The 21,195-nt window shown below is 57.7% G+C and carries 21 protein-coding genes; 12 read left to right on the top strand and 9 right to left on the bottom strand.

What is annotated here, in order from left to right; genetic code table 11:
* Positions 1-852 (top strand): EamA family transporter, encoded by an 852-nt coding sequence (locus OSH04_RS06590; protein WP_035271192.1) that lies wholly within the window; start codon positions 1-3, stop codon positions 850-852.
* 164 nt (positions 853-1,016) lie between these two features.
* Positions 1,017-2,036 (top strand): BMP family protein, encoded by a 1,020-nt coding sequence (locus OSH04_RS06595; protein WP_266108139.1) that lies wholly within the window; start codon positions 1,017-1,019, stop codon positions 2,034-2,036.
* A gap of 102 nt (positions 2,037-2,138) precedes the next feature.
* On the opposite strand, the gene OSH04_RS06600 is transcribed toward OSH04_RS06595, so the two are convergent.
* The 3 genes from OSH04_RS06600 to tet all read right to left on the bottom strand — a co-directional run bounded on the left by OSH04_RS06600 (position 2,139) and on the right by tet (position 5,736).
* Positions 2,139-3,647: an MFS transporter gene (locus OSH04_RS06600; RefSeq protein ID WP_266108140.1), complete on the bottom strand. Its 1,509-nt coding sequence runs from the start codon at positions 3,645-3,647 to the stop codon at positions 2,139-2,141.
* Between the two features lie 167 nt (positions 3,648-3,814).
* Entirely contained in the window at positions 3,815-4,324 is a 510-nt protein-coding gene (locus OSH04_RS06605; RefSeq protein WP_009463866.1) for a peroxiredoxin, read from the bottom strand.
* Positions 4,325-4,521: 197 nt separating this feature from the next.
* On the bottom strand, positions 4,522-5,736 hold the full coding sequence (tet, locus tag OSH04_RS06610) for a Tet(A)/Tet(B)/Tet(C) family tetracycline efflux MFS transporter (protein ID WP_407066153.1): 1,215 nt from the start codon (positions 5,734-5,736) through the stop codon (positions 4,522-4,524).
* A gap of 167 nt (positions 5,737-5,903) precedes the next feature.
* Between tet and tetR the strand changes: the two genes are divergently transcribed.
* Positions 5,904-6,539 carry a tetracycline resistance transcriptional repressor TetR gene (tetR, locus tag OSH04_RS06615; RefSeq protein ID WP_266108141.1) on the top strand — a complete coding sequence of 212 codons (636 nt, stop codon included), beginning with the start codon at positions 5,904-5,906 and terminating at the stop codon, positions 6,537-6,539.
* 187 nt (positions 6,540-6,726) lie between these two features.
* Here the strand turns inward: tetR and OSH04_RS06620 are convergent, their stop codons facing one another.
* The 3 genes from OSH04_RS06620 to OSH04_RS06630 form a co-directional block, all read right to left on the bottom strand.
* A complete protein-coding gene (locus tag OSH04_RS06620; RefSeq protein ID WP_035271195.1) occupies positions 6,727-8,052 on the bottom strand; it encodes a TRAP transporter large permease in 1,326 nt (441 codons plus the stop codon).
* Positions 8,049-8,684 carry a TRAP transporter small permease gene (locus OSH04_RS06625; protein WP_035271196.1) on the bottom strand — a complete coding sequence of 212 codons (636 nt, stop codon included), beginning with the start codon at positions 8,682-8,684 and terminating at the stop codon, positions 8,049-8,051. The genes OSH04_RS06620 and OSH04_RS06625 overlap by 4 nt, the downstream gene beginning before the upstream one ends.
* Positions 8,685-8,803: 119 nt before the next feature.
* A complete protein-coding gene (locus OSH04_RS06630; RefSeq protein ID WP_026485094.1) occupies positions 8,804-9,787 on the bottom strand; it encodes a TRAP transporter substrate-binding protein in 984 nt (327 codons plus the stop codon).
* A 115-nt stretch (positions 9,788-9,902) separates the two neighbouring features.
* On the opposite strand from OSH04_RS06630, the gene OSH04_RS06635 reads away from it, so the two are divergent.
* The 7 genes from OSH04_RS06635 (at position 9,903) to OSH04_RS06665 (ending at position 15,674) form a co-directional block, all read left to right on the top strand.
* A complete protein-coding gene (locus OSH04_RS06635; protein ID WP_052159349.1) occupies positions 9,903-11,873 on the top strand; it encodes a PAS domain S-box protein in 1,971 nt (656 codons plus the stop codon).
* Positions 11,866-12,504 (top strand): response regulator transcription factor, encoded by a 639-nt coding sequence (locus OSH04_RS06640; RefSeq protein WP_266108142.1) that lies wholly within the window; start codon positions 11,866-11,868, stop codon positions 12,502-12,504. The genes OSH04_RS06635 and OSH04_RS06640 overlap by 8 nt, the downstream gene beginning before the upstream one ends.
* A 79-nt stretch (positions 12,505-12,583) precedes the next feature.
* A complete protein-coding gene (moaC, locus tag OSH04_RS06645; protein WP_009463872.1) occupies positions 12,584-13,087 on the top strand; it encodes a cyclic pyranopterin monophosphate synthase MoaC in 504 nt (167 codons plus the stop codon).
* A gap of 19 nt (positions 13,088-13,106) precedes the next feature.
* Positions 13,107-13,364, top strand: coding sequence for a molybdopterin converting factor subunit 1 (gene moaD, locus OSH04_RS06650; protein ID WP_009463873.1), 258 nt, complete (start codon positions 13,107-13,109; stop codon positions 13,362-13,364).
* Position 13,365: 1 nt separating this feature from the next.
* Entirely contained in the window at positions 13,366-13,845 is a 480-nt protein-coding gene (locus OSH04_RS06655) for a molybdenum cofactor biosynthesis protein MoaE (protein WP_266108143.1), read from the top strand.
* Positions 13,838-14,368: a molybdenum cofactor synthesis domain-containing protein gene (locus OSH04_RS06660; protein ID WP_060186308.1), complete on the top strand. Its 531-nt coding sequence runs from the start codon at positions 13,838-13,840 to the stop codon at positions 14,366-14,368. Before OSH04_RS06655 ends, OSH04_RS06660 begins: the two co-directional genes overlap by 8 nt.
* Before the next feature lie 100 nt (positions 14,369-14,468).
* Complete coding sequence (locus tag OSH04_RS06665; protein WP_266108144.1) at positions 14,469-15,674, top strand: molybdopterin molybdotransferase MoeA; 1,206 nt, start codon at positions 14,469-14,471, stop codon at positions 15,672-15,674.
* Between the two features lie 229 nt (positions 15,675-15,903).
* Here the strand turns inward: OSH04_RS06665 and mobA are convergent, their stop codons facing one another.
* The 3 genes from mobA to OSH04_RS06680 all read right to left on the bottom strand — a co-directional run bounded on the left by mobA (position 15,904) and on the right by OSH04_RS06680 (position 18,920).
* Positions 15,904-16,503, bottom strand: coding sequence for a molybdenum cofactor guanylyltransferase MobA (gene mobA, locus OSH04_RS06670; protein ID WP_115634241.1), 600 nt, complete (start codon positions 16,501-16,503; stop codon positions 15,904-15,906).
* The gene (moaA, locus tag OSH04_RS06675; RefSeq protein ID WP_080748026.1) at positions 16,500-17,603 is read right to left on the bottom strand and encodes a GTP 3',8-cyclase MoaA; all 1,104 of its coding nucleotides are present in this window, start codon (positions 17,601-17,603) and stop codon (positions 16,500-16,502) included. The genes mobA and moaA overlap by 4 nt, the downstream gene beginning before the upstream one ends.
* Positions 17,604-17,813: 210 nt before the next feature.
* Complete coding sequence (locus tag OSH04_RS06680) at positions 17,814-18,920, bottom strand: substrate-binding domain-containing protein (protein WP_026485086.1); 1,107 nt, start codon at positions 18,918-18,920, stop codon at positions 17,814-17,816.
* Between the two features lie 200 nt (positions 18,921-19,120).
* Between OSH04_RS06680 and OSH04_RS06685 the strand changes: the two genes are divergently transcribed.
* Both OSH04_RS06685 and OSH04_RS06690 read left to right on the top strand, forming a co-directional pair.
* Positions 19,121-19,627: a formate dehydrogenase subunit gamma gene (locus OSH04_RS06685; protein ID WP_042483136.1), complete on the top strand. Its 507-nt coding sequence runs from the start codon at positions 19,121-19,123 to the stop codon at positions 19,625-19,627.
* Positions 19,624-21,192: a formate dehydrogenase beta subunit gene (locus OSH04_RS06690; RefSeq protein ID WP_083054150.1), complete on the top strand. Its 1,569-nt coding sequence runs from the start codon at positions 19,624-19,626 to the stop codon at positions 21,190-21,192. The genes OSH04_RS06685 and OSH04_RS06690 overlap by 4 nt, the downstream gene beginning before the upstream one ends.
* The last annotated feature ends 3 nt before the right edge of the window (positions 21,193-21,195 follow it).

A 21,195-nucleotide genomic window follows, 5' to 3' on the forward strand; every position in this document is an offset into this window, starting at 1 on the left:
ATGCTCACTCTGATCGCCAGCATTCTGTGCAGTGTTGCCGTTTCCATTCTGCTGAAAGTCGCTCGCCAGCGGCAGATCGATGTCGCCCAGGCCATCATGGTCAACTATGGCGTGGCGGTCACCTTGAGTCTGGTATTGCTGCAACCGCATCCCAGCAGTCTGCTGAATCCTGCTACCCCCTGGTGGATTCTGATTGCCTTGGGTGTGCTCTTGCCCAGCGTCTTTCTGTTCATGGCGGCGGCAGTGCGGCAAGCCGGGATTGTGTTGAGCGATGCTGCCCAGCGCCTGTCCCTGTTCATTCCCTTGCTGGCGGCCTTTCTCTTGTTTGGCGAGCAACTGGCTGGTCAGAAACTGCTGGGCATCGCCCTGGCCCTGATTGCCTTGCTGTGCCTGCTGATACGTCCGCGGCAGGCCAGTAGCCAGGAAGCAGGCTCCGGGCATCCTGCCCTGATGCTGCTGGCTGTGTGGCTAGGCTATGGCGTGATCGACATCATGTTCAAGCAGCTCTCCAAAGCCGGTGCAGCTTTCTCCAGCAGTCTGGTGGTGTCCTTCTCGCTAGCCGGTGTGCTGATGCTGTGCTGGCTGCTGGCCAAGCGCACCAGCTGGCACAAAGGCAGCCTTTTAGCCGGCCTGGTGCTGGGCCTGCTGAACTTCGGGAATATTTTCTTTTATATCCGCGCCCACCAGATCTTCCCGGAGAATCCCACTCTGGTGTTCTCGGCCATGAATATTGGCGTGATTGCCATGGGTGCCATCATCGGCGCGGGCTTCTTCAAGGAAAAGCTCAGCGCGCTCAATATGGTGGGGGTTGCCCTGGCCATTGGCGCTATCGTGGCCCTGATTCCGCGGTGAACAATATCGGACGTGTCTCATACATGCCCGCGTAAACGCACTATACGAGAATTCTTATATTTGACATTTAAAACTTCGGGGACCGCGGCTTTTCATCTCCTGTAGATTAGAAAAAAACGATTTTTACCGACGCCCACGTCGGAGACTACACAGGAGACATGATCATGACCGGATTTACCCGTCGCCAGTTACTGCTGGCCGCCGCTTCCGCTGGAGCCGGCGCACTGGCTGCCCCTTGGCTTGGCCGCAGTGTGCTGGCGGCCAACAAACCCGTCGTCGCCGCCCTGTTCTGCGGCCACATTGATGACAACGGCTTCATGCAAGCTGGTTATCAGGGCTTCAAGAAGGCCATGGACCAGTTGCCCATTACCGGCCACTACAAAGACCAGGTGGCTAACGAAACCCAGGCGCAAATTGCCGCCCTGCGCGAACTGGCGACACAATACAAACCGACCTTGCTGATCGCCCACGGCGGTCAGAACACCGATGCTGCCCTGGCCGTTGCCAAGGAGTTTCCGGATACCCGCTTTGTGATCACGCAAGGTGCCGTCACTGCGAGCAATCTGAGCAGCTATGACGTGCGTCAGGAAGAGTCAGCCTGGCTGGCCGGCGCCTATGCCGCCCTGATGACCAAGACCGGCGTGGTGGCCCACCAGTCCGGCATACGCGTGCCCCCTGGTTTGCGCGCCCGCGCTTCCTATGCCGCTGGCGTCAAGCACGCCAATCCGGATGTGAAGCTGCTGACAAACTTCTCCGGCAACCAGGATGATATTGAGCTGGCCGCGCGGGTCACCCAGGCACAGGCCAAAGCTGGTGCAGACATCATCTACACCATGCTGAACAAAGGCCGTAGCGGCACAACGCAGGCCTGCCGTGAACTGGGCATCAAAGAAATTGGCAATGTAATTGACTGGGTCGCCCGCGAGCCCGACGTATTCGTCGGTTCCGCCTGGGCCGATGTAGGCATTGGCGTATTTGAAGCTTGCAAGAATCTGAGCGAAAACAAGTTCGAGTCCGGCAAGATCTTCAAGGTTGGCCTGCAGCAACCGGATGCGGTGCGCCTGATCATGGCCCCGGACACACCGGATGCCGTGCGCCAGCGTATTGCAGCGCTGCAGCAGGATATTCTGGCTGGCAAGATTGAGGTTGAGGCCGAATTCAACGGGCCTGAGTTCCAGATTTAAGATCCGGGCAGAAATAAAAAACCCAGGCTTGGCCTGGGTTTTTTTTATGAGTGAATCATGCTCGTAAACCGGCATGAGAACATGCTCGATTCTGGCGGCGACCTAAGGGGCTGGATCTGAGGGTTTACGCGCTTTCTCTGCGTCTTGCTCAGCGCTCGAGCTTTCCACATCTGCCGCGCTCCCAAAAGCGTCCAAGCCTTCAGAATTCACAGAGCTTCCAACAACAGAATCAGCCCGTTTATCGTCCTCGGCAAGTGTCGCCTCTGCAGCCTCATCCTCCGCCTTGCGCTCCGCAGCCGTGCTTTCCGTCGTTGCAGGCACCCGCTCTTCAACAGGCGGCAGATCTTCGAAAACCGGGTCATGCGACACGTCAGAGCTGATATCTACCCGTGGGTCCAGTGCCACCGCCGCAGCCGAGCTTTGCAAGCTGTCTGGCATAGGCACAAAGGTAGTAGGCGCATCCTGGCTCAAGTGATCGCCCAGTACCTTTTGCGGGCGAACCAGCAGAACCAAAGCCAAGCCACAGGCTGCCACGAAGATGTAGTACAGATTGCTGCCAATATAAGACATCAGGCCGCCGGCAAGCAGCGGCCCCAGACAGGCCCCCAGGCCATACACCATATACAAAATGGCACTCAAGCCAACTCGCCGCTCCGGATCCACGTTGTCATTGGCAAAAGCCGCGCCCAAGGGATACAGCGTAAATTGCAGAATCCCGAACAACGCCGAAAAAATCAGCAGAAACCAGAATGGGGCCTCAAACCAGCCCCACAAAGGAATGGCCAAGGCCAGCAAACAGATCGCGTTAATGCGGATCAGTTTGACGCGATTCATGCGATCCGCCAGCCAACCCACCGGCCATTGGGCCAGCACACCGGCGGCCACAGACACGGCGACAAACAAGGCAGCCTGCTCATTGCTTAGATGAACGCGCACCGCATACACCGGCGCCAGACCATAAAAGGCCCCGGTCAACATACCGGCGACCAGCAGCACCATCATGGACAAGGGAACGCGGTCCACGTAATAGCGTGCGTTAATGGGCGCGGGCACTTGCAAGGGTGGGTGACTGCGACGGGTAATCGCCACCGGCACCAGACTGAAGGCCGAACAGATCGCCACAAAAACCAACGGCTCGTAATTCAGATGCGGGAACAGGGTCAAAGACAACTGCCCCAGCACGGTGCCCAGGCTGGAGAACACCATGTAAAAGGCAAAAATGGTGCCACGCTGGCTATTGTCGCTTTGCTCGTTCAGCCAGCTTTCAATCCCCATGAACTGCACCACCATGGCCGCGCCCGCCAAAAAGCGCAGCAGCAGCCAGACGTACATGGAATCAACCAGAATCTGAACCAGCACACAGATGGTGACAATGGCAGCACTGGCGGCGTACGCCCGAATATGACCCACGCCCATGATCAGGCGGTGACCCATGCGAGCACCAAATACCAGGCCCAGGTAATACACCGCAATCAGCCCGCCAATCCATACCTCTGACACCGAGATGGCCGTCAGGCGCACCCCCATGAAGGTATTGAACAGGCCCGAGCTGAGCAAGAGCATCAGGGTCGCAAAGTACAGGGACGAAAACGCACCCACCGATGACAGCATCCAGACATCCTAAAAAAACCGCGGCACCGGCCCCCAACTCTCGCCACCATCCAGTTTCCGGCCTGGGTTTTGCGACAGGAGCACGGTAAAAAAAAGCGCCAGCTTGCCGCCAGCGCCTTGTAATCCTTCTATCCCTCGCCACGCCGGACTGGCGGGGGATCAGATATTTACGACTTTACCTGTTTCAACAGGGTGTCTGCATCCGATGTGTGCAGGCCGCCGTCGTTATCAATGTTCAATTGTTTGACAACGCCGTCTTCCAGCAAGGCAGAGAAACGCTTGGAGCGCACACCCAGGCCTTTGGACGTCAGGTCAAATTCCAGACCCAATGCTTTGGTCCAGACAGCACTGCCGTCGGCCAGCAAACGTACTTTGCCATTAACGTTCAGGGACTTGCCCCAAGCGCCCATTACGAAAGGATCGTTCACTGCCACGCACCAGATCTCGTCTACGCCGGCAGCCTTGAACTCGTCTGCCTTGGCAATAAAGCCAGGCAAGTGCTGCTCGGAGCAGGTGGGGGTGAAAGCGCCAGGAACGGCGAACACGGCAATTTTCTTGCCTTTAACCAGATCAGCCACCTGAAAGTTGTTGGGGCCCATAGGGCAGCTTTCTGTGGCGGTTTCAATGTACTCGCTAAGGGTCGCGTCTGGAACGCGCGCACCGACTGAAATGGACATAAGGTCTCCGTATGAATAAATACCGCCAGTATGGCGGCCCGAACAATCTATGATACTAATAGACTGGCCTGCCTAATAGGCAAATAATACTTATCAGTACGTTTCACTTGCCTACACGCCCCAGAGAAAACGCGCCTTCAACAGCAAAAAAAACGTTTCCGAGCAAACCCTTTGCCAAACAGCGAAACAACGGCCTCTTAGTCCACAAGCTGCAAAGCGCGCCACAAGATGGGGAAACACAGCACATACAGACATCCCCCCAGTAGCCAAACCCAACCGTTCCACTGCGTAGCGGTATAACTGTAGAGCTGCGTGAACCCCAGCGGGCCGATCAAGGCGCCCAGATTATTCAAACTACCCAACACGCCCTGCAAGGTCCCTTGTTGATCGTTGGCAACGCGCTTGGACATCATGGATTGCAGCGCAGGCATGCCCACACCACCTGCCGCCAGCAAAGCCAGCACAGGGAAGATCATCCAGCTATGCAAAGCAAAAGCCAGCAACACAAAACCTGCGGCGTCAGCCATCATGCCCAACATCAAGGTCTTGCGCTCACCCAGGCGCTGCGACAAGGGACCCACAGCAAAGGCCTGGAACAAGGCATGAGTGATGCCATAAGCGGTCAGGGACAAGCCCACCGTCATGGTGTCCCAAGCAAAGCGATCCTCTCCGAAAATCACCCACAAGGCGGCAGGCAATTGGCCGACCAGCTGGACAATAAAGAATACGACGCCCAAGCCCAGCAAGCCCTGCCCTAAATGCTTCAAGCCCAAAAAACCAAAGGAGCTGAGAGGCGGCGCCTGCTTCTTTTCCGCCGATCCACAAGCTACACGTGTTTCACGCAGAAAAAGGCAGGCCAGAACAAAGGCACTGGCATTAAGCAGCGCCGCTCCCACAAAGGGCGCATGAGTCGACAAGCCCGCCAAGGTCCCGCCCAAGGCAGGCCCGGCAATCATGCCCAGGCCGTAGCATGCCCCGATATAAGCAAACCAGCGTGCCCGCTCTTGCTCCGGGGAAGCATCGGCAATGGTGGAAGCCACCACCGCAGCTGTCGCCCCCGTGATCCCAGAGACAAGTCGCCCTATATACAACACCCATAAAACGGGTGCCAAAGCCATGATGGTGTAATCCAGCGCTGCTCCAGCTAATGAGGCCAACAGCACAGGCCGCCGCCCATACCTGTCGGACAAGCACCCCAGTAAAGGCGCAAACACAATTTGCATCAGCGCATACAAAGACAACAAGACGCCGTAATGGCGTGCCACCTGCTCTACTGGAAGCAGTTCTCGCAACAAGGAAGGCAGCACCGGCATGATCAAACCTATCCCTACCGCATCCAGACAAAGGATCAACAGAGCAATCAAGCAAGAGCGATTGTTCAACAGACTGTGGTGGGCACTGGAATCAGGCATCTAATTTATCACCGATAAGTTAGCCTTATTTTTAACTTATCAGTGATAAATTAGCAAGTACACCACCACTGCCCTGCGGAACAAGGCGCAGCCCTGCCGTTTGCAGCCTTACCTTAATGCGCTGTCGATTATCATTGATAAATTACGAGCACGGAGATCCAGCCCACATGAAGAAGATCAGCAAAGAAACCGTCATCGAGACAGCCCTGGAGCTGCTCAATGAAGTGGGCATGGACGGATTGAGCACACGCAAGCTGGCTGAACGGCTTCAGGTGCAGCAACCCGCCCTTTACTGGCACTTTCGGGATAAGCGCGCTCTCTTTGATGCCCTGACCCATGCCATGCTAGTCAATAAACATAGCCACGCCCTCCCGGAAGATAACGAGGACTGGCGTATCTTCCTGAGGAAAAATGCTCAGGGTTTCCGGGCGGCGTTGTTGTCTTACCGGGATGGTGCCCGCATCCACGCAGGGACTCGGCCCACTGAATTGCAATTGGACATTGCACAGGCCCAGATCGGCTTTTTGTGCAAGGCAGGCTTTGAGGCGAAAAATGCCGTTTGGGCGCTATGGACGATCAGCCATTATGTGGTGGGGTCGGTACTGGAACAGCAAGCAGCGCAATCCGAGCAGCAAAACACGGATGCTCCCAGCACTTCAGCAACGCAAGCGGACACTCCCCCAGACCTGCTGTCCCTGTTTCAGGAAGTTGAACAGGAAGGCATGGATGCCGCGTTCGATTTCGGCTTGAACAGCTTGATCGCTGGTCTTGAGCCTTTTTGTAAACAAGGTACAGAACGCTGAACCGTTAACCCACTGCACCCAGTCAGTGCAGCGATAAACTTTTCGAGATCCCAAGCGATCGCTCACAAAAAAGGCCGGGCTTTTTGCCCGGCCTTCAAGGTGATTCACGTCTTGCGCAGCTTGCATCAAGCCGTACTGCCACATCATGGGCTCACCTTGCCCTGCTCGCGGATAGCGATCAGGACTACTACAGCCATCCCATCATGCGGGGCAGCCAAAGCGTAATTTCAGGTACGAAGGTAATCATCAACAGGAAGGCCAAACCGGTCAGCAACCAAGGCAATGTGGACTTGGTAACTTCGGTCAGGCCCAACTTCGATATGCTGGACGCCACATACAGGTTCAAGCCCACTGGTGGTGTCGCCAGCCCGATCTCCATGTTCACCACCAGCATGATGCCAAAGTGAACCGGGTCCATGCCCAGCTTCATGGCGACAGGGAACAGGATGGGAGCCATGATCAGAATCAGTCCCGAGGGCTCCATCACCATACCGATCACCAGCAACAGGACGTTCACGAACAGCAGGAAGGCGATCAGGCCCATGCCTTGCGACACGATCCATTCCGCAATGGCCTGAGGAATCTGCTCGGACGTCAGAATGAAGGCGAACATGACCGCGTTGGTGATGATGTACAGCAGCATGGCACTCATGGCTGCCGATTCCAGCACAATGCGTTTGACCTCGCGCAGCTTCACATCCTTGTAGACCCAGACCGCAATCACAAAGGCGTAAACCGCACTGATAGCTGCTGCTTCGGTAGGCGTGAACACACCGGAGTAAATCCCGCCCATCACGATAACGATCAGCATCAGGCCCCAGATGGAGTCCATGAAGGCACGCCAGCGTTCCTTGTAGGATGCGCGGGGCATACGGGGGTAACCCAGTTTCCAGGCGCGGAACATGGTCGTGGCACCCAGGAAAAACGCCAGAATCAAACCCGGAACCACACCGGCAATAAACAGCTGACCAATAGAAGCCGTACCGACCTTGACCCCATCCGGGCCTTCAACCATCATGCCGCTGGTTGCCACGGCGTACATCACCATCACAATCGAGGGTGGCAGCAAGATGCCCAGACCGCCGGAAGTCGCCACAATGCCAGTCCCGAATTGCACGGGGTAGCCTTGTTTGACCATGGCCGGAATCATGATGGAACCAATGGCCGCCACCGTGGCAGGCGAGGAACCACTGATAGACGCAAACAGGGCGCAAGCCAGCACCGCAGCCAGACCCATGCCGCCGGGCAAGTGGCCGACCATGGAAGCGGCAAAGCGAATCATGCGTTGTGCGACCCCGCCATGCGTGAGGAAGCTACCGGCCAGGATGAAGAACGGAATCGCCATGATCTCGAACTTCTCGATCCCGGTGAACAGCTTGAGCGCAATACTGTCCATCGGTACTTCGGTCATGGTGAACAGGAAACCCATCACCGTCAGACCCAGGGCAATCGATACCGGCATGCCTGTCAGCAACAGGATAGCCAGCAAGGCAAAAATAATCAGGGCGGTCATGCGCGCGCTCCTTCGGATTCAGACACACCGCGCTCTGTTTCAGCGATCAGATCCGCCGCAGGCTCGTGATGAGGCAAATGGCCCGTCTGGATAAAGTTCATCAAGGCTTGCAGGAAGCGGAAGCACATCAGCAGGGAGCCCGCGGGCACCGCCAGATACACAATCCATACCGGCACTTCCAGGTCAGCCGACACCTGAGCAGTCTGGGCAATGCCATACACAAAGCGGCCACCAATCCAGGCAACAATGGCTGTGAACAAGGCACCGGCGAACAGGGAAATCACCACCAGCAGATGACGCCAGCGTGGGCCCACAGCGTTTACCAGCACGTCCACACCCACGTGGATACCAACACGAACGCCGTAAGCGGCGCCGAACTTGGCCATCCAGACAAACAGGTAAATGCACAGCTCCTGTGCCCAGAGCAAGTTGACGCCGGCCACGCTTCGGTAGGTAGAACGGGCCATGGCGGTAATGGACTCATAACCCTGAGCCCGCGACCAGGACACCAGATCAGCCAGCAGGCTGACCGAGTAGCGCTGGCAGACCGCTACAAAAATAATCACTACGGCCGCCACCATCAGAAATGAGATGAACATTTCCTCAAAGCGGTCCAGAAATCGTAAAAACATGGGTAGCTCCAGACTACAGTCTGCCCGCCCGGGGGCCGGGCAGACACAAGCATGTAGCGGGAAGAAAAGAAGAACAGGTCTGAATCAGACCTGTACAAGACAATCAGATGAAGCAGGCTTTATTCGGTAGCCTTGTAGAAGGCGTCGATCACGTCCTGGCCGATACGCGAAGCCATTTCCTTGTGCACGGGACGCAGCTGCTTGACCCATTCCTGACGCTCGGCATCGCTCAGTTGGTAGAACTGGGTCTTGCCGGACTCTTCCATGGCCTTCATGGAATCGTTGTTCTCTTGCTCTGCAATGTCGTTGGCGTAAACCGTGGCTTCCTCCATGGCTTTTTCCATGCCTTGGCGAATATCGTCAGGCAGACCTTCCCAGAACTTCTTGTTCACGATCACGGCATAACCCAGGTAACCGTGGTTGGACACGGTGGCGTGCTTTTGCACTTCGTGCATTTTCTGGGTGTACATGTTCGATGGCGGGTTCTCGGTGCCGTCGACCACACCCGTTTGCAGAGCCTGGTACACCTCGGAGAAAGCCATCACCTGAGGCACAGCGTCCAGTGCCTTGAACTGGGCTTCCAGAACCTTGGAGGACTGGATGCGCATCTTCAGACCCAGGAAATCATCCACGCTTTTCAGGGGCGTGTTGGCGCTCATGACCTTGAAGCCGTTATCCCAGTAGGACAGACCCTTGATGCCCTTGGGCTCCAGCTTGTCCAGCAACATGCGGCCTACAGGACCTTCGGTCACCTTACGCAGGTCCTCACGGTTCTGAAAAATGAAAGGCAGGTCGAACACTTCAAATTCGCGTACGCCCAGAGGGCCAAACTTGGCCAGCGACGGAGCCAGCATGTGCACGGCGCCCAGTTGCAGGGCTTCCAGTTCTTCCTTGTCCTTGTACAGTTGCGAGTTCGGGTAGACCTCGACAACCACCTTGCCCTCGGTGTACTTTTCGGCCAGTTCCTTAAAGCGCACGGCGCCCTTGCCCTTGGGTGTATCTGGCGATACAACGTGGCTGAACTTGATGATCATGGGGTTAGCCAGAACAGGCGCGGACAAGAATACGGACGCCAGCAAGCTGGCCACAAGGGTCTTTTTCATGTTTGCCTCCGGTCGGTTAAGAGCCGACACGTTTTATTGATTGATGTGCTTGAAAGCGTGTAGCTTAAAAAAGCGGCCCCGAATTATCTATTGTGGAAATCCGAAACCTTTTGTCATGATGCGTCTTGCCCGTCCGTCCGGATTCATACGCCAAGCGGCCTCGCGCACTCTGGCGGCCTACCCGATCAGCACCTATGTGCCTATTTTGGCCATCCTGATTATTGTGCTGCTGATGGGCGTGTTTGCCTGGGCGGTCAATAAGGAACGGGATGAGGAGCAGTCCAACGAGCTGATACGCAATGCCTTGTGGGTGGAGCAATCCCTGTCCTTTCAGCTGCGCTCGCACGAGAACAATTTAAGCCGCATTGCCAGCGAAATTGAAGTCCAGTCCCAGCCCGTCACGACCCAGACCGCGCTGACGCAATTACAGCACTTCAAGACCATCCACCCGGATCTGCTGAAAGTGGCCGTGCAGGATCGATTTGGCACCACCTTGCTGGTGCGCCCGCCCGGTGCTGATACGCGGATTGCAGCCCACGTCAGCACGCCGCGCACGTCCACCTGGCTACCGGCCTATTACTCCAATGAACACCAGGAAAGCGTGCTGGATCTGGTGGTTCCCATTTACGAAGACAACGATATTGTCGGCACCTTGCGCGCCACCTTTTCGCTGGCCACCATCCTGATGGAAAACGTGCCCTGGTGGATTGCCGAGCAATATCACGTCTCCCTGATCGACCAAAGCGACCAGACGCTGGCCACACGCTCCAAAGGCGAGCCGGGCGAAAGCCAGTTGCGTTACGCCATGTCGGTAGACCCGCCCTTGCACGGTGTGCGTTTGCTGATGACGCCTTACCCGCAAAAGAACATCCCCACCTTCACCTTGCTACTGACCGTGATTGCGGGCCTGGCCCTGCTGGCTGTGGTGAACCTGGCGATGCAACATCACTACGCCCGCAAGCGCCGTGAAGCCGAGCTGGCCCTGATGCAGGAGCAAGCCTTTCGCAGCGCAATCGAAAACTCCATGGTGACTGGCATGCGCGCCCGCGATCTGGACGGCAAGGTGCTGTATGTGAACCCGGCGTTTTGCGAACTGGTGGGCCGCAGCAGCGAAGAAATTATTGGTCTGGCCCCACCCATGCCCTGGTGGGTGCCGGAGATGATGGATGAAACACTGGAGCGTCGAGATCGACTGAAATCCTCCCGCTCGGTGCAAGTTTTTGACACCCTGTTCCAGCGCCCGGACGGCTCACGTGTTGATGTGCAGGTCTTTGAATCCCCGCTGATTGACGCGCAAAAACGGCACGTGGGCTGGATCAGTTCCATCATCGATATCAGCTCGCGCAAGCAGGCCGAAGCCCTGGCCAGTTCCCAATCCGAACAGCTCCACCACACGGCCAAGCTCATTACCATGGGTGAAATGGCCTCCACACTGGCCCACGAGCTGAACCAGCCGCTCTCGGCAATTGCCAGCTATGCGGCTGGTTCCCTGAACCTGCTGGGAAATGAACCGCTGGACCCGAAACAACTGCGTCGCGGTCTGGAAAGCCTGGCGGAACAAACCCGCCGCGCGGGGCAAATCATCCACCGCATTCACGACTTTGTGCGCAAGCGCGACCCACAGCTTAGCCCTCTGAATTTGCCCGATGCCTTGCAAGGCGCCTTGGCCATGGCCAAGGCAGGTCTGCGCCATCACCAGATTCAATTGATTGTGCCCTCCCACCCCGAAAACCTGCCCGTAATGGGCGACAAGGTACTGCTGGAACAACTGATTTTCAACCTGCTGCGCAATGCCGCCGAAGCCATGTCGGGCCTGGAGCCAGAACGCCGGGTACTGGAAGTGACCATGCAGGCCAGCAATGGTGTCGTGCTGGTGATGGTGGCCGACCAGGGCCCCGGCGTGGCAGCAACGATCATGGCAGAAGTGTTCCAGGCCTTTACCACGACCAAAGCCCAAGGTCTGGGTATTGGCTTGAATATTTGCCGCTCCATTGTGGAGTTGCACCATGGCAAACTCTGGTTTGAAAACGGGGTTCCCCACGGTGCCACTTTCCTGTTTTCCCTACCCTTGATCGAACATGACTAAGCGCGCTCCTTTGGTCCACATCGTGGACGACGACCCGGCCATCCGCGATGCCCTGGCCTGGCTGTTCTCCACCCGTCAGGTCAACACCGAACTCTGGGACAGTGGCGAGGCTTTTCTGAATGCCCTGAGCCCCGAAACGCAGGGCTGCATCCTGCTCGACATACGTATGGATGGACTGTCCGGCCTGGAAGTGTTCGAGCAATTGCGCGAGCGCCAATCCCTTCTGCCCGTTATTTTCCTGACCGGCCACGGCGACCTGCCCCTGGCCGTGACCGCGCTGAAACAAGGCGCGGCGGATTTCATCGAAAAGCCCTTTAACGATAACGATCTGGTGGACCGGGTACTGGACGTGCTGCGCAGCTACGAAGCCAGTCAGGAAGAACGGGACAACGAGCAGGCACTGGAGGAGCGGCTGGACACCCTGTCGCAGCGCGAGCGCGAAGTGCTGGCCCTGGCCCTGGAGGGACGGCTGAACAAGCAGATTGCCCAGGACCTGAGCATCACCATGCGCACTGTGGAAGTGCACCGCGCTCGGGCACTGGAAAAAATGCAGGCTCGCACCTTGATCGAACTGGCCCGACTGCTGGACCCGGCCCGCTTGCGGGAAGACCGCAACCCGCCGGGGCCTTAGCCAGAGCCACCGCGCCGGGTGTATATAATGCAACCATAAACAATTAGAACCGCGCACTAGGCCCGGTCCCGGAGCGATCATGAGCACCACTACCGAAAACACAGATTTGCACCTTTCCCATCTGGATGAAGATGGAAAAGTTCAGATGGTCGATGTCAGCCACAAATCCGCCACCTCCCGCTCGGCCACGGCCCGCGCCGTGGTGCGTTTGAGTCCCGCTGCTTACCAGTTGCTGTCGGCTCAGCACAATGCCAAGGGCGAAGTGCTGAACACCGCACGCGTGGCCGGTGTGCTGGCCGCCAAGCGCTGTGCCGAACTGATTCCCATGTGCCACAGCCTGCCCCTGGATTTTGTCGGCATTGATTTTGAAAGCGACGCCGCAGCAGGCACCATTGCCGTGCTGGCCACCTGCCGCACCCGCTACACCACCGGCGTAGAGATGGAAGCCATGACGGCCTGCTCCATTGCTGCCCTGACCATTTACGATATGTGCAAAGCGGCCGACAAAGGCATTGTGATCGAACAGACCCGTTTGCTGGAGAAAACCGGCGGCAAAAGCGGGACCTGGACTGCCCAGCTCTAAGCCCTTTCACGGAGATAGCATGACAAGCCCTTTGACATTGCGCGTCCTGTACTTCGCCCAAGTGGCCGAACGCACAGGCCAGCGCCAGGAAAACTGGGAATGGCCCCAGGAAGGCACTGTCCAGCAATGGACCGAGGCCCTGCTGCAACGCCACCCGAATTTAAGCGATATGGCCGGCCGCCTGCATGTGGCCGTCAACCAGTTTCACGCCAAGCCTACCGACCCTGTCCGCCCCGGCGATGAAGTGGCCGTGTTCGAGCCCGTCACCGGAGGTTGAGATGATTCGCATCCAGACTGAAGATTTTGATGTTGCCGCCCTGAATGACGAGCTGCGCGCCACGGCTGGCGGCAAGGCCGGTGCCATGGTGACGTTTACCGGCTATGTGCGCGATCAGGCCGATGGCACCGCCACCGAATCCCTGTTCCTGGAACACTACCCCGGCATGTGCGAGCGCGAGATTGAAGCGGTTTGCAATCAGGCCCGTCAACGCTGGCCCATACTGGATACGCTGGTCGTGCACCGCGTGGGCGAACTGCACCTGACCGAACAAATCGTTTATGTTGGCGTCACCAGCGCCCACCGTGGCGACGCTTTTCGCGCCTGCGAATTCATCATGGACGTGCTGAAAACCCGCGCCCCTTTCTGGAAGCGCGAAACCCTGGCTGACGGCAAGCGTTTCTGGGTACAGCAGCGCGACAGCGACGCCCAGAAAACGGACTCCTGGAATACCTCTGCGGACACCGACAAGCATGTCTAAAGCCAAGACCGATTTACCCGCTGTTCGCCTGAACGCTGCTGTGCTGACCATTTCGGACCGCCGTGGCCCGGATGATGATACCTCCGGCGATTATCTGGCGGCCAGCCTGACTGACAGCGGCCATTACTGCGTGCAGCGCGCCATCAGCAGGGACAATATCTACGCCATCCGCGCCCTGCTCAGCCAATGGATTCTGGACCCGGAAATCAATGTCATTATTTGCAATGGCGGTACCGGTTTCAGCCATAAGAAATCCACGATTGCAGCGGTCACGCCTTTGCTCGATCAGGTCATTACCGGCTTTGGCGAGCAGTTCCGCTACTTGTCCTATCAGGATATTGGTTCCTCTGCCCTGCAATCCGATGCTCTGGCGGGAACAGCCAACCGAACCTTGCTGTTCTGCATTCCCGGCTCGGGCGGTGCGTGCAAGCTGGCTTGGGAAAAAATCTTGAAAGAGCAGTTGGACAGCCACCATCGCCCTTGCAATTTTGCCTCTGAATATCTGGAGCCAGCCAAGCCCTGATACCTGCAACGGTATGACAGCGACAGCTCCCGAACGACCTCCTTTCCACCGTGCTCTGACGCACCGAGCCACGAATTGTTTTATCGAATCCATCCATCCTATGATCGAATTTGACGTAGCACAGCAAAGGCTGGCCCAGGCAGGGCAAGTTCCCACCCAAACCGAAACCTGCGATCTGTCGCAAGCCTTGGGACGCATTCTGGCCCAGGATATTCAAGCTCAGCTGAACATGCCGCCCGCCGACAATAGCGCCATGGATGGCTATGCCCTGCGCCTGGCGGATATTGCCGACGGCAAGGTCCTGCCCATTCAGCAGCGCTGCTATGCCGGCGATATTCCTGAAACGCTGAAAGAGAACATGGCGATTCGCATCTTTACCGGCAGCATGCTGCCACCCGGTGCGGACACGGTGGTGATTCAGGAAAACTGCCAGGAAGACGAACAAGGTGTGCGCATTCTGGAAATGCCCGTGGCTGGCGTGAACATCCGCCGCCGGGGCGAGGACATGCGCATTGGTGAAGTGCTGATCACAACAGGCACCAAACTGACCGCAGCCCATATTGCTCAGCTGGCTGCGCAAGGCCATGCTCAGCTACAGGTGTACCCGCTGCTGACCGTCGGCATTCTGACCACAGGCGACGAGCTGACTCCTGCTGGTCAGCCTTTGAAAGCCGGCCAGATCTACAACTCCAACGCCCCCATGCTGCGTGCGCAGCTGCAGGCGCTGGGTGTTGAAACTGTGCATGCAGTGCATGCCAAAGACACGCTGGAAGCCATTCAGGACGCTCTGAAAGAGCTGCTGCAACGCTGCGACCTGGTACTGACCGTAGGCGGTGTCTCGGTCGGGGAAAAAGACTTTGTGAAGCCTGCCATCGAAGGCATAGGCGGCCAGCTGGATCTGTGGAAAGTGCGTATGAAGCCGGGCAAACCACTGGCGCTGGCCTACATTGCCGACAAGCCTCTGGTCTGCCTGCCCGGCAATCCGGTATCTTCTTACGCCGTGTTTTCCTTGATGGTTTCGCCGCTGATTCGTCGTCTGCAAGGTCGGCAGCACGTGCTGCCGACCACACGTTACGGCGTGCTGCAAGGTGAACGCCACTTTGCAGGTGACCGCGAAGAATTCATCCGCGTACAAGTAGACAACGACGAGCAAGGCCGCCTGTTGGTGCGCCCCTTCGACAATCAGGGTTCGGGCGTCATCAGCTCCTTGCCTTGGGCACAAGCGCTGGCACGTATCCCTGCTGACTCTCATATCGCCCCCGGCGATGTGGTGCGTCTGTACGAATACAGCCAGTGGCAGGCATAAGCTCGAACGCTTATTCACGCTTTGGACTAGCCATACAAAAACCGCCCTGATCAGGGCGGTTTTTTTTGTGTTGTTTGTTTTGGTTTGGAGCTATTTAAAGTTACTTCACGAAAAGACAGCCTACTGCTCAGGAGGGCCGCATAACGGAACGCTCACGCACGAACAGCCAACCCCGCCTCTGCTTTCCTCTGCTCATCAATACTCGCGCAGCAAAGCCACTGCAACAGACTTACCAGCTTTGCGCCTGATCCAGATCCTGCGGCGTGTTGATATTGAAAAAAGCATGTTCAGGCGCATCGCGGAAATCCACTTCCACCGCGCCTATGCTCTCCAGCCAGCTCATGACACGGCGCTCGCCGCTAAGCAGATAGTCTTTCAGGCCCGCAGCCTGATCGGTGCGCAGTAACAGGCATAAAGGGTGGCTACGCTCTGCCTGCGCGTAGGCAGCCACAGCGCCCTGCTCCTCAACGGCCTTGATCAAACGCTTGCCCAGATCCACTGGCACAAAAGGCAAATCCACCGGGCAGGACAAGGCCCACGGCGTACTGATCTGATCCAGCACACTGGCCAAACCGGCCAGCGGACCCAGATAGCCCTCCAGCTCCAAGGCATCAGGGACCACACGCCCCCAATGGACATACTGCTCGGGATTGCGATTGGCACTGATCAGGATAGTCCCCACCTGCGGACGCAAGCGACGTACCAGATGCTGCACCAAAGGCTGACCCTGCAAGAGCAGCAAGCCTTTATCGATCTGGCCCGACAAATCAAAACGGCGGGCTCGTCCGCCCGCCAGCACAATACCGCTGATGTCCTGTGTGCTTATCATCCGCCGATATAACTCATTTCGATACGGTCACGACTCGTGGTTTGCTCACCCCGAATCTCGGAATATCGGTCCTGCCGTCCCGTCCAGACGCCGTGCATATAGGCGGCTAACTGTTCGTCGGACGCACCCGAGCGCAATTGCGCCCGGACATCATAACCCTGGGAAGCAAACAGGCACAGAAACAGGCGTCCTTCGGGCGAAAGACGCATGCGCGAGCAGTCTCCACAGAAGGGTTGAGTGACGCTGGTGATCACGCCAACTTCGCCCGTCCCATCCTTGAAGCGCCAGCGGCTGGCGACTTCGCCACGGTATTGGGCGGCCACTGGCTCCAGCTCGAAACGGGACTGGATACGTTCCACAATCTCCGCACCGCTGAGCACTTCTTGCAGATTCCAGCCATTGCTGGTGCCCACGTCCATATATTCAATAAAACGCAGAATCTGGCCCGAGCCTTTGAAGTGCTCCACCATGGGCAAGATCTGATCATCGTTCAGCCCTTTGCGCACCACCATATTGACCTTTACCGGGCTCAAACCCACGGCCTGTGCCTTGGCAATGCCATCCAGTACGGTGGAGACCGACACGCCGCTATCACTCAATTGAGTAAAACGGGCATCGTCCAAGGCGTCCAAGCTGACGGTGACACGATTCAGCCCCGCGTCTTTCAAGGCCTGAGCCTTGCGACCCAGCAAGGTGCCATTGGTGGTCAAAGTCAGCTCCACCGCATCACCTTCCGGTGTACGCAGCTTGGCCAACATGGCAATCAGCACTTCAATATTTCGACGCAATAGCGGTTCGCCACCCGTCAGGCGCAGCTTGCGCACGCCCAGAGCAACGGCCTGCCGTGCTACGCGCTCAATCTCTTCAAAACTGAGCAGGGAAGAATGAGGCAGGAACTCGTAGTCCGTGCCAAAGACTTCCCGCGGCATACAGTAGGTACAGCGGAAATTGCACTTGTCGGTCAGGGAAATGCGCAGGTCACGAAATGGGCGGTGACGCTTGTCCAAAGGTTGCCCTGACACAGCGGCAATCCGCACGGTCGGGCGGCGTGCAGGCTCTGCAGCACCCGCTTGCGCCCCCTGCTCGATGCCGGACGGCATAACCCCCGCTCCAGCAGGCTGCGGGTCACTCGGCTCCAAGGGCCGGGCCTCGGAACCTGGGGGAGCTGCTTCTTGATATGGCCTGTACTGAACCTGGTCTACAGACACCGGTTCACGTTTTGGCCCATGCTCATCGCTCATGGTGTTCTCTTTTTCAAGGACAGGGTTCGTCCCCGTCTCATGGTGTGTGTTTTCGTCATGCAATGGGGTCTAACGCCAGAGCATGTCGGCAGCCTGCCCGAATGCCTGTTCCAGCGTCATGATCTGTCCCAAACCCCGTGGGTCGTAACCCACCAGATCTTCCATGAATTGACTATACGCGGAACCGCCAATCACGTTCATCAGTTCCTGCATAGGAGCCTTATCCAGCGCTTCTTGCTCGACCGCAATGAAATAACGCTCCTGGGCCAGGGGAATGAACTCCAGCCCGCATCGGCTGGCCGCTGTTTCCACACCCAGGCCGGTATCGGCCATGCCACTGGCAACGTGAGCCGCCACCGCCATATGCGTCAATTCTGTTGTTTCAAAGCCCAGCACCGCATTCGTGTTTACCCCTAACTGCCCCAGCAGCAAGGTCGCCAGAAAGCGGGTACTGGACCCCATCTGACGGTTCACAAAGCGCACATCGGGCCGCAACAAGTCGGCCATGCCGGTGATGTTCTTGGGATTGCCCTTCTCCACAAACAAGCCGGTCCGGCGAGTGGAAAGGAAAATCAGCCTGTGACGCGCCGGAGACAGCCACTGCCCATAACGGCGCATGGCAGCCACCTCGAACTCACCCACCGGAACCTGAAAACCGGCCAGATCGCAATCCCCGCGCTCCAGCGAAGCCAGCGCTTCAATGGCTGTGCGGTAGCGCAGCTCCAGCGGCAGACCATCGTGCTCATTGGCAAAGCGCATCAGGCCTTCAATCGCAAATCCGTGACTGGCCTGAAAGCGCAAACGGTCCAGAGGCTGCGCATACAAGCGGCCCAGCTCCTCTTCCAGCTCGGAAGCCATGCTCTCCAGGGTTGGCGTCAAACGCGCATCCAGTCGCCGATTCGCCCACAGCAAACGCTGGGCGAACTCGGTCAGCTTGGTACCTTTGCGCCGGGAGGTTTCCAGCAAGGCCGCATCAAACTGTTTTTCGGCATTACGCAACAAGCCCCAGGCATGTCTGTAGGAAAACTGGCATTCCTTGCTGGCTCCCGCCAAGTGCCCCAGTCGCTCGATGGCACCCAACAAACGCAATACATCCCCCATGGGGAGGTCCACGCCGTCTGCATTTTCCAGAATCCATTCAGAGCGCAGCCGGGCTTTGAATTTCTGTTTGGTCATGTGTTTTTAAGACCAGTGTGTTTTCGTATTTATGTTTTGTGCTGCATGTACCAAACATTATATATGCGAAATATTGCTTATTGAAGTTATGGACTTAAGTGGTTAGATTACAAGGGAAAACACTGTCAAATAATATGCACCGCTGTGCATAAAAAATATGGAGGCGCAGGCACCCTATTCGGGCACCGCGCACACAGGACATGCAAACAACCCCTCATCACCAGGAGCAGGACCTGTCCGGTCTGACTCCTGAAGAGGTCGCCTTGCAGGCCGTGCAGGAGCACGCCGGCCAGAAAGGTAACCTGTTGCCTATTTTGCACACGATTCAGGACCGGATTGCCTGTATTCCCGAGTCCGTGGTGCCGGTGCTGGCCGAGCAGCTGGCGCTGTCCCGTGCGGAAATCCATGGCGTTATCTCTTTTTACGCCCACTTCCGCACCCAGCCCCACGCGACTCATACCCTGGAAATCTGCCGGGCAGAAGCCTGTCAGGCGCGGGGCGGGCTGGAGCTGACGGCTCATGCCCGTCGCCGCCTGAACTGCGACTTCCATGAAAACAGCGACGACGGCCAGTACACGCTGGAGCCTGTCTACTGTCTGGGCCTTTGTGCTCAGTCCCCCGCCGTCATGCTCGATGGCGTACCCCATGCACGCGTCACCCCCGAAAAACTGGATGCCCTGCTAAGCAGCCAGGAGGCCCAGTCATGAGCACCATTACCGTTTACGTTCCGCGTGACACCGCAGCGGTCGCCATGGGCGCCCATGAGATTGCCCAGCAACTGGCGGCCCAGGCTCAGGAGCGCGGTCTGGATGTGCAGATTGTGCGCAATGGCTCGCGCGGTTTGCTATGGCTGGAGCCCATGGTGGAAGTGCAAACGGCTGAAGGCCGCGTCGCTTACGGCCCTGTCCAGACTGAAGATCTGCCCGGTCTGTTCGACGCTGGTTTTCTGCAAGGCGGTGCACATAAGTTGTGCCACGGTCTGACGGACGCCATCCCTTACCTGAAGAATCAGGAACGCCTGACTTTTGCCCGTGTGGGGATTATTGATCCGGTCAGCGTGGCCGATTACCAATCCTGTGGTGGCTTCGAAGGTTTGCGCAAGGCGCTGAGCATGGAACCGGCCGCCATTGTGAAAGAAGTGACCGACTCCGGCCTGCGTGGCCGTGGCGGTGCGGCTTTCCCGACCGGCATCAAATGGAACACGGTACTCAACACCCCGGCACAGCAGAAATACATTGTCTGTAATGCCGACGAAGGCGACTCGGGCACCTTCTCTGACCGCATGCTGATGGAGGGCGATCCACTGTGCCTGGTTGAAGGCATGGCAATTGCTGGTCTGGCCGTAGGTGCGACCTATGGCTACATCTACGTGCGTTCCGAATACCCTCTGGCCGTGCAAGCGTTGAACGAAGCCATCGTGGCGGCGCGCGCAGCAGGCTGGCTGGGCAAGAACATTCAAGGCAGCGGCTGCGAGTTCGATCTGGAAGTACGCAAGGCAGCCGGCGCCTACATCTGTGGTGAAGAAACCGCCCTGCTCGACAGTCTGGAGGGCAAGCGCGGCGTGGTGCGTGTGAAACCGCCTCTGCCCGCCATCAAAGGCTTGTTTGGCCAACCTACAGTCATCAATAACGTGGTGTCCCTGGCTTCCGTGCCGGTGATTCTGGCCAAGGGCGGTGCTTACTACCAGAACTACGGCATGGGCCGCTCGCGTGGCACACTGGCATTCCAGTTGACCGGCAATCTGCAAAACGGCGGCTTGGTAGAAAAAGCCTTTGGCGTCACCCTGCGCGAATTGCTGTACGACTACGGTGGTGGCAGTGCCAGCGGTCGTCCCTTGCGTGCAGTGCAAGTCGGTGGCCCCTTGGGAGCCTATCTGCCCGAACACCAGTGGGATGTCCCGCTGGACTACGAAGCCTACATGAAGATCAATGCCATGGTCGGCCACGGTGGCCTGGTGGCTTTTGACGATACGGTGGACATGGCCCACATGGCGCAGTACGCCATGGAATTCTGTGCCATCGAATCCTGTGGCAAATGCACACCCTGTCGCATCGGCTCTACGCGTGGTGTGGAGACCATCCAGAAGATCCGTCGCCGCGAAGACATGGATAACCATGTCGAGCTGCTGCGCGACCTGTGCGACACCATGTTCTCCGGGTCCTTGTGCGCCTTGGGCGGCATGACCCCTTATCCCGTCCTGTCCGCGCTGGAACACTTCCCCCAGGATTTTGGACTGGCCCCGCAAACCGAGCAGGACCTGGCCAAGGTCTAAGAC

This window comes from Alcaligenes nematophilus, assembly GCF_026344155.1.
Classification (GTDB): domain Bacteria; phylum Pseudomonadota; class Gammaproteobacteria; order Burkholderiales; family Burkholderiaceae_B; genus Alcaligenes; species Alcaligenes phenolicus.